The 8,783-nt window shown below is 43.4% G+C and carries 6 protein-coding genes; 2 read left to right on the top strand and 4 right to left on the bottom strand.

Annotation, left to right across the window (positions count from 1 at the left end; genetic code table 11):
* Nucleotides 1–4,092 (top strand): Ig-like domain-containing protein (locus IQQ51_RS08135; RefSeq protein ID WP_193840788.1); only part of this gene is annotated, 4,092 nt, incomplete at its 5' end.
* Nucleotides 4,093–4,174: 82 nt separating this feature from the next.
* Here IQQ51_RS08135 and IQQ51_RS08130 read toward each other — a convergent pair.
* Nucleotides 4,175–5,368, bottom strand: coding sequence for a class I SAM-dependent methyltransferase (locus IQQ51_RS08130; protein ID WP_193840787.1), 1,194 nt, complete (start codon nucleotides 5,366–5,368; stop codon nucleotides 4,175–4,177).
* 128 nt (nucleotides 5,369–5,496) lie between these two features.
* Entirely contained in the window at nucleotides 5,497–6,900 is a 1,404-nt protein-coding gene (locus tag IQQ51_RS08125) for a methyl-accepting chemotaxis protein (protein ID WP_193840786.1), read from the bottom strand.
* Nucleotides 6,901–6,988: 88 nt separating this feature from the next.
* Between IQQ51_RS08125 and yccX the strand changes: the two genes are divergently transcribed.
* On the top strand, nucleotides 6,989–7,276 hold the full coding sequence (gene yccX, locus IQQ51_RS08120; RefSeq protein ID WP_193840785.1) for an acylphosphatase: 288 nt from the start codon (nucleotides 6,989–6,991) through the stop codon (nucleotides 7,274–7,276).
* A gap of 58 nt (nucleotides 7,277–7,334) precedes the next feature.
* Here yccX and IQQ51_RS08115 read toward each other — a convergent pair whose 3' ends face one another.
* Nucleotides 7,335–7,664, bottom strand: a complete 330-nt coding sequence (locus IQQ51_RS08115) for a TusE/DsrC/DsvC family sulfur relay protein (protein WP_017057205.1) — start codon at nucleotides 7,662–7,664, stop codon at nucleotides 7,335–7,337.
* A 160-nt stretch (nucleotides 7,665–7,824) separates the two neighbouring features.
* Entirely contained in the window at nucleotides 7,825–8,490 is a 666-nt protein-coding gene (locus IQQ51_RS08110; protein ID WP_017057206.1) for a Bax inhibitor-1/YccA family protein, read from the bottom strand.
* Nucleotides 8,491–8,783 lie beyond the last annotated feature (293 nt).

The following is an 8,783-nucleotide window of genomic DNA, read 5'->3' as shown; positions in this document are numbered from 1 at the left end:
GACGCGAATGAAAACGACACAGTGACGTTGACGTTGCAGGCAGAAGGCAAAGAGGCGACGACCTACACAGGCACCGTTGCGGCGGATGGCACATACAGAATCAATGTGCCGGGCAGTGACCTTGTGGCGGATGCGGACAGCACCCTCGTGGCGAGCGTGAGCGGCACTGATGAAGCGGGTAACCCGTTCACGGCGACGACCGATACAAGCGGTGAGAACAGAGACGGCGGTTATGAGGTTGATACCGAAGGTCCGACAGTGATAATCACGGCGGCGGACACCAGCCTATCGGAAGGCGAGGTAACGACCATTACATTTGACTTCAGTGAATCGGTTGAAGGCTTCGATGCGAGCGATATCGAGACCACAGGTGGCACGCTGGCCAACCTAGCGCAAGATGCGACAGACCCAAGCATCTGGACAGCGACGTTTACGCAAAGTGGTAACGAAGCCTCGAGTGTGAGTGTGACCGATGAAAGCTACACCGACGTGGCGGGCAACCTGGGTGCGGAAGGTAAGCTGAGCATGTCAGTTGCCCCAATCGCCAACGACGATACATACACACATACTCACGGTTTATCAGGCGCTTATTATGGACACAATAGTCAAGTGAGCAGTGTAGCGACGGCCCTCTCAGTGATTAACGCGAGTGACCCGGATGTCACCTTTGCTGCAACTGATCTCGATTACTCTCTGAGCGTGAAGAGTGGAGTTGATGATGACGCTCAATTGAGTGACTTCTTAGGTGACGACGCGGATAGTATTGCTGGTAATGTTCCTAACGGTACAACCGATGGAGTGTTCAATTTAACGGGGGCTATTTATTTAGAAGAAGGAGAATTTGCGCTCAAGGTAAATGCAGACGACGGTTATTCAATTGTAATTGATGACGTTGTCGTTGCTGAAGTAGACAGTAACCAATCACCAACAGAGCGAATTCATAATGTCTTTGAGATCACTGATGCAGGTTACCATACAATTGAAATTATCTATTGGGATCAAGGGGGAGATGCTGTTCTTGATGTTGATATCGGTCAGTATGATAGCGATGGAGATCTAATTGGTGACTTCTCTCCATTGTTAGATGCTCCTACATTAAACGATGAACTTTGCACTGTTGAAGGGCTATCAACCACAATTAGTGCGGCCACCTTGTTATCGAATGACAGTGACCCTGATGGTGATATTCTCACAATTCAGTCAGTAACTTCTGTTAGCGGCGGTACAGTGACCTTTAATGAGAATGGTGATATTCAATTCACACCTGATGATGGGTTTAGTGGCGACGCAACTTTCACTTATGTCGTTACGGATAGTGACGGCTTGACTGACACGGCTACCGTTACACTCCATGTTGAACCTAAATCTAGTGGTCTATCTGTAAGTGCTGATTTAGTAGTATCAACGAGCTATGTCGATGCTTATATTGAGTCTCTACTTGAAATTAAAGCAGATCCAAGTTTGCAAACTCAGTTCGATGATGTCTTGATTGGTGATGATAGTGGGCTTTACGATCAACTACGTGCTGGTGATAATAATGATTTGATTTTTGGTGAAGCATCGTTATCTCAACAATTAACTGGTGAAGCTGGGGACGATATATTAGTGGGCGGTATTGCTGTCAATGTAGACCTTTATGGTGACCAACATGGTTCGGGCAATGACAAACTAATTTCAACTAACATGAGCGCAACTACAAGCTACTATGGTGGAGATGGTGATGATATTGCATATGTTCCAATTACTCTGGATAAAGTTAATGTTGTAACAGCTGATGATGACTCAAGTTTACCCAACACCTGCCAATTGCGTTTGGAATATTATGATGAAGTTACAGGCACTGCATACCCGCATGATTTCCATAATGTAGAAGTTTTGTATTTACAGGACGGTAAATATTCAATTACAGATGAAGGTCTAGTTAAAGTAGCAGACTTGCTCACTCTGAATATTGATATTGATTTAAATGATGACGATGGTAGTGAAGCTATTACAGAAGTTGTCGTGGGTAATGTTCCAGCTGATGCAACTTTATCCATTGGGTTGGACAATGGGGACGGTACATGGACAATTCCTGTAGACGCATTAGATAGTGACGGTAAAGTTTCTGTTATGGTCGAAGCGCCTGTTGGATCGAATCCAGTGTTAATCGTCACAGCTGGTGCTCAAGAAGTTGACGCGCAAGGTGAACCCGTTGACCTACCTAAGTACGCTCAAGATGAAACAGGTTCCATTGCGACACCAGCTACTGACCCTAACGGCGATAACAATGTCATCGGTGGTAAAGGTGACGATGTGTTGTTGGGGGATTCAGGAGGCTTTGTAACAAATGTTACCCCTGGCGTTAATTACAATATCGCTCTAGTTGTGGATCTCTCAGGAAGCATGGGATGGAGTACTACAGACGGCGACGGAAATATAACAACCCGTATTGCGATGCTTCAAGATGCGTTGAAGTTGTTAGCCGCTGATCTTGCATCTCACGATGGTACGATCAATTTGAAACTTATTGGATTTGAGTACGATGTAGTAGTTGAATTTTTAGTCAATGATTTACAACCCAACAGTCAAGGGTATTTAGACTTAATTGACACTATTGAAAATCAGTTAAACCCAGACGATGGTGGTACTGGTTATGATGACGCTTTGGCTTCTGCAAATGCATGGTTTGATACTCAGACACCCGATAGCAATACTGAAAATTTGACGTTTTTCTTAACTGACGGCCAGCCAGCGGATAGCACTATTGAAGGTGCGCTTACTGAGTTTGCTGAGTTGAGTGCTAAGTCGAGTGTTATGGCTATAGGAATAGGTAACGATATTGACGACTCAATATTGAAGTTCTTTGACAATACTTCTTCTACTAGCCTTACTGCAGTACCTGGCTTTGATAGTGAAACTAAGCTTATAGATGTTTCTAGCCACGGTTTCACAAATGTTAGTGACGATCATTATTATTCTAGTGTACGTATCGATGACGGAAACTTAGTTTTTTATGACTATGATTCGAACGCGAGTACTAACGTTGAAGCAGTTAGATCTCAAGATTTTTCGGTTGCTAAAGACAATAGCTCTATAAAGTTTGACGTTGATTTAACTAAAAGTAACTTCACTTGGCACCTATATAGTAGTGACGGTACTCTGGTTGAAAGTTCGACCCTAAGTAAGCATAACGGTAAAGCCTCGGTACTGATCGAAGGTGTTAGTTCTGGTAACTACTACATGGCTTTCTCTCATGACGCGTCACAACAGTACAAAAATACTTACGCAGAGATTGGCGACATTTTTGTAGTAGAATCTTTATTAGCTCCAGCAGGAGAGGTTCAACTGGTAGACACTCCTAGCCAGCTACAAGCAGTGCTTCAAGGAGGGGAAATCATCAAAGATATAGCAGAATTGGGTTCGGATACGGTAACGGGCGGGCAAGGTGCAGATATTCTGTTCGGCGATAGTATCAACACCGATAACCTCCCGTGGAATACTGCAAGCAATCCTGCTAAGCCTGCTGACCTAGATGATGGTGCTGGTCTCTCTGCGTTAGAGCAGTTCCTTGGGCTAAAAAATGGTATTGTACCAAGTGAATTGGAGATCTACGAATATATTAAATCTAACCACGAGCTGTTTAACGTAGACGGTGATATTCGCGGAGGAGATGACACGTTAAATGGCGGTGAAGGTAAGGATATTATCTATGGTCAAGGAGGAGATGACACCTTAATTGGTGGCTTAGGAAATGATATCTTAGTCGGGGGAGAAGGTGATGATATATTCAAATGGGTAGATGAACCGCTTGACGACTATCGAGACGTTATTACTGACTTTGAAGTGGGTAGTGACCGTATTGATTTATCTGAACTCCTTCACGATGAAAATACAATGGATGATGTTCTTGAACATTTGTCAGCTAAGATTAGCGATAATAACCAAGACCTAGAGTTAACCATTACTAATGATCAAGGTTCTCAAACTATAGTCTTGCAGGGCCAAGCAAATAATCTTAGTGGTTTTGACGTCGATTCTTCTGGTGTTTATTCCGGTGATGAATTGACGAATTTAGTAAATTCACTAATGACTAACCTACCAAACTCTTAAGTCATGAATAACAAAAAGGGCCGAAAGGCCCTTTTTTAATACGTCAGTTTTGCTATCAAAGCTAGCTTCTAAAGCGCTAGAATTAAAGCACCTTACAAGCAAAACCTTTTAGGTAGAAACCTTCTGGGTAAGCTGTATCGATCAAGTGATCGGCAGCTTGCTCGAAGCGTTCAACAAACTTCACTGTTCTGCCCGCATCTAGAGCTGCGTCAGCGATGATTTTTTGGAATAGGTCAGCACCCATTAAACCTGAGCAAGAGTAGGTGAGCAGAGTGCCACCTGGTTTCAGGATTTGCATCGCTAGCATGTTAACGTCTTTGTAGCCGTTAGCGCCTGAAGTTAGGTTGTTCTTGCTTGAAACAAACTTTGGTGGATCCATGATCACTACGTCAAACTTAGTGCCCTGATCTCGGTATTCACGAAGTAGTTTGAATACGTCAGCGTTTAGGAACACAGCGCGCTTTTTCGAGATGTCGAATTCATTAAGTTCAGCGTTGAACTTAGCTGTATCAAGAGCAAGTTGGGATACGTCAGCGTTGATAACACGCTTCGCGTCGCCTTTAAGTGCGTAAAGGCCAAAACCACCTGTGTATGAGAAACAGTTAAGGACATCTTTACCTTTAACGTACTTCATCGATTCTTTACGGCTATCACGTTGGTCCATGTAAAAGCCCGTTTTGTGGCCTTCCATAATGTTCACGCTGATTTTAACGCCATTTTCTTCAATCACGATAGATTTTGGTGGCTCTTCACCATGAAGAACGCCGACAACTTGTTCTAGGCCTTCTTTTTTACGAACCGCTACGTCTGAACGCTCGTAGATGTTGCAGTCAGGGAAGCACTCGATTAACGCTTCAACCAATACGCTTTTGTTAAACTCAGCGCCAGCACTTAGCAGTTGGCAAACAAGAAAGTCTTGGTATTTGTCGATTGTGATACCTGGTAAGCCATCAGACTCTGCGGCCGTTAGGCGGTAGCCCGTTAGACCATCACGTTCGATAATGTCTTCTCGTAAAGACTGTGCGTCTTGAATTCGTTTTACGAAGAACGCCTTGTTGATCTCTTCTTTTTCAAATGTCCAAACACGAGCTCGAATTTGAGATTCTGGTGAGTAAGCCGCTTTTGCAAGCCACTGACCATTTTGAGCATATACGTCTACAGTTTCACCTTGTTTTGGTTCGCCTTCGACCTTATCGATACCGCGTGAAAATACCCAAGGGTGTTTGCGGCGTAGTGATTTATCTCGGCCTTTAGCTAGATGAATTGAAGGAGTCATAATTTATTCTGTTTGTTGAATTTGAAGGAGGGGTATTGTCGGGGAAGTGCAGGTGAAAAGCAAATAAGAAAGGGCTGCAGAAGCAGCCCTAGTAATGATTAATCAACACATTGTGGTGGATATCAGTATTAAGCTTTAAGACCTGTCAGCAAACCTTCCATCGTATCGCTTTGTTTACGAAGTTGGTCAACATTGGAATTACTCTTACTGATCATCTCGCAGATACTGTCTGACTGATGACGAATCTCTTCAACACTTTGTGCAATGTTGTCAGCAACAACACCTTGCTCTTCAGCAGCTGTAGCAATTTGAGTGCTGCTATCAGAAATAGATTGGTTCTTTTCAGCTAACGAGCCGATCTCAACGTTTACTTCCGACATCAATGTTTGACCTTCGTTAGCATTGCTAACAGTCACTTCCATCAATTTTGTCAGTGATTGGCTGTTACGTTGTAATGATTCAATCATACTTTGGATTTCAACCGTCGCTTGTTGAGTACGGCCGGCAAGGGCACGGACTTCATCGGCAACAACAGCGAATCCACGACCTTGCTCGCCAGCACGTGCAGCCTCAATGGCAGCATTCAGGGCTAATAGGTTAGTTTGTTCTGAGATGCCATTGATGGTTGCGACCACTTCATCAATTTGCGCTGCATTAGCATCAAGCTCTTCTACCGCTTGCGAAGCTGATTGAATTTCTTGAGATAGGCTTGAGATAGATTCCAATGTATTTGAAACTTTTACTTGGCCACTCTGTGCAACACCGCGAGCGTCCATAGTTTGAGAGCTAGACTCATGAGCAAGGGTAGCGACTTCGCGAATGGTAGCTGCCATTTGTTCCGTTGCACTTGCTAAACTATTCAGATGTTCTTGTTGGTTACCCGAAATGTTTGAGCTCTGTTGTGTCGACTGGTTCAAGTCCGAGCTGATCTGCTGCATGAGTGCGACAGACTCTTGGATTGATAGAACCATGTTTTGTTCACGTTCTGCTACTTTATCAATAGTAATTGCGATTTCACTGAACTCGTCACGAACAAGGAAGTAGTTCATACGACAGGTGAGATCACCACTCGCTAGCGTGCTTAACGCTTTGTTCATAGAGAACATTGCGCCGCCGATGAAAGTCATGATGTAGTAAACACCTAGCGCGATCAGCGTTAGGGTTACTGCGATAATTGAAACCTGAGTCGTAGATAGAGCTGACCATAAGTTTTGGTCATGGTTCGCAACCAAGCTGAATGCACCGTTCATAACTGAGACGGAACCAACACCATAGCCTAAAGAGATGGTTTCAGAATTACTGACAAGTTGAGCAACTTGATCTTTCGTCAGTTGACCCGCTTCGATAAGTCCTTTCATCAAGAGCATTTCTTCTTGATAAAGATGCGCAAGTAAAGAGTCTGCGGCGCTATCTAAAACAAGAGTTAATATAACTAGGGCGAGAAGAGGTAATAAGAAGAGTAGATAGAACTTTTCTTGGATTTTTAGGTGAATGAGATATTTGTCAATCCAACGAAATGGGATTTCTTTCATAATCGTTATACTCGAAGTAAGTCCACCAATAAGCGGTGAATGAATAGAAGCTCGACTATATCATTCATATAATTTATGAGGCAACGTTATGGAAAGTTCACAATATATTTTTGTCGTATCAGGCGTAGTTCAGTGTGTTGGTTTTCGCTATCACACCAGTAGGCATGCACAAGCTCTGGGCATTTCAGGCTATGCAAAGAACCTAAATGATGGCCGAGTTGAAGTGTTAGCTGTCGGAAAGGGTAAGGAAATAGAGAAGTTCCACGCTTGGCTCAATATTGGCCCTTCGAGTGCGACAGTAGATCATGTAGTGATGCATCAAGTTAAAGAAAGTGATCGGCAGGATGTGCGTATAGGGGAATTTAAAATACTGTAGCTAGCGCACTACAGTATTTACCTTTTTACCTTGAGAGCAACCTAAAGCTGTTTAAGCTTTACAAGCATTTTGCTGGTTTAGGTAAACCCGCGAGCTTGGTTGCTTGTTTTGCGGGGCCTTTCTTGAACAATTTGAATAGGTACTTGCTGTTACCTTTCTCTGGGCCGTGAGCTTTTTCCATTGCTTTAACGAGCATGCGAACCGCTGGTGAGGTGTTGAACTCTTCGTAAAAGCTCCTTACAAAATGGACGACTTCTAAGTGTGCATCTGTAAGTTCAATCGCCTCGTCTTGAGCAAGAATTTCAATCATACCTTCTTCCCATTGCGTGTAATCCAATAGGTAGCCTTGAGCGTCGGTTTCGATTTGCTTGCCGTTATATTCAAACATGTTTAATCCAGAATCCAATTAACTATGCGGATAGGGTACATGACCAAGTTTATCTTTCTCAACAGAAATTGTAGCTATCTAAAGAAATATCGCACTTAAAGATACAAAAAAGCCCAAGAGATAGGCTCTTGGGCTAGATATTCTTCAATGATGGGAACGATTAGTCGTCGCTGCCCATGATGCCTAGGATGCTTAGTAGGCTGATGAAGATGTTGTAGATCGATACGTACAAGCTGATCGTTGCAGAGATGTAGTTTGTTTCACCGCCACGAATGATGTTTTGCGTTGTAAGCAAGATAACACCAGTCGAGAACAGGATGAACATACCGCTCATTGCCAATGATAGTAGAGGCATTTGTAGGAAGATGTTTGCAACCATACCTACAAGTAGTACTACGAAACCAGCTAATAGCATGCCGTTAAGGAACGACAGGTCACGCTTAGTTGTTAGTGCGTAAGCTGATGCGCCCATAAACGCCAGTGCTGTACCGCCAAGTGCAGTTAGGATGACATCACCCATGCCTGCGCCAACGTACATGTTTAAGATTGGACCGATGGTGTAGCCTAAGAAACCTGTAAATAGGAATGTGAAGACTAGACCCATGCTGTTGTCACGGTTCTTTTCTGTTAGGAAAAGTAGGCCGTAGAAGCCAACTAGCATGATAATAAGACCCGGGCGAGGAAGGTTCATCGCCATGGATACGCCTGCTACAACAGCAGACCAAAGTAGTGTCATAGACAGTAATGCGTAGGTGTTACGCAACACTTTATTGGTTTGCAGAGCACTTTCTTGAGATGCTGTGCGTGAAAACATAGGGCTGTTCATAATCTTCCTCGTAAGGTGACTTCAATAGTTATTAGTACATTTATGGGGGTGAAAGTTCGAAAAATCAAGTCTCTCATTCCTCTTGTATACGTAAAATAATAATCAAAATAGTCGGTTAAGTGTTTCTGAAGGTGTAACAAAGTATTTCTTAAATTTCAGTTAAGGTTCGATGTTCAATTTTTATCGCACTGAGTCGCTGTTTATAATCTTGAAAAACTAAGTGTAACACTGAAAACAAAGAGGCGACCTAAGCCGCCTCTGTAGTTTATGCATCATAACACATTAGTGGTGTA

Origin of the sequence: Vibrio sp. OPT18 (genome assembly GCF_015163615.1) — a bacterium.
GTDB classification, from domain to species: Bacteria; Pseudomonadota; Gammaproteobacteria; order Enterobacterales; family Vibrionaceae; genus Vibrio; species Vibrio coralliirubri.
Note: the sequence above shows the minus strand (reverse complement) of the source record. Positions and strands in the feature narration are given on the sequence as shown.

Coding starts and splice junctions, on each gene's coding strand:
- yccX (WP_193840785.1), top strand. CDS start 6,989: ATGGAAAGTTCACAATATATTTTTGTCGTATCAGGCGTAGTTCAGTGT.
- IQQ51_RS08130 (WP_193840787.1), bottom strand. CDS start 5,368: ATGACTCCTTCAATTCATCTAGCTAAAGGCCGAGATAAATCACTACGC.
- IQQ51_RS08110 (WP_017057206.1), bottom strand. CDS start 8,490: ATGAACAGCCCTATGTTTTCACGCACAGCATCTCAAGAAAGTGCTCTG.
- IQQ51_RS08125 (WP_193840786.1), bottom strand. CDS start 6,900: ATGAAAGAAATCCCATTTCGTTGGATTGACAAATATCTCATTCACCTA.
- IQQ51_RS08115 (WP_017057205.1), bottom strand. CDS start 7,664: ATGTTTGAATATAACGGCAAGCAAATCGAAACCGACGCTCAAGGCTAC.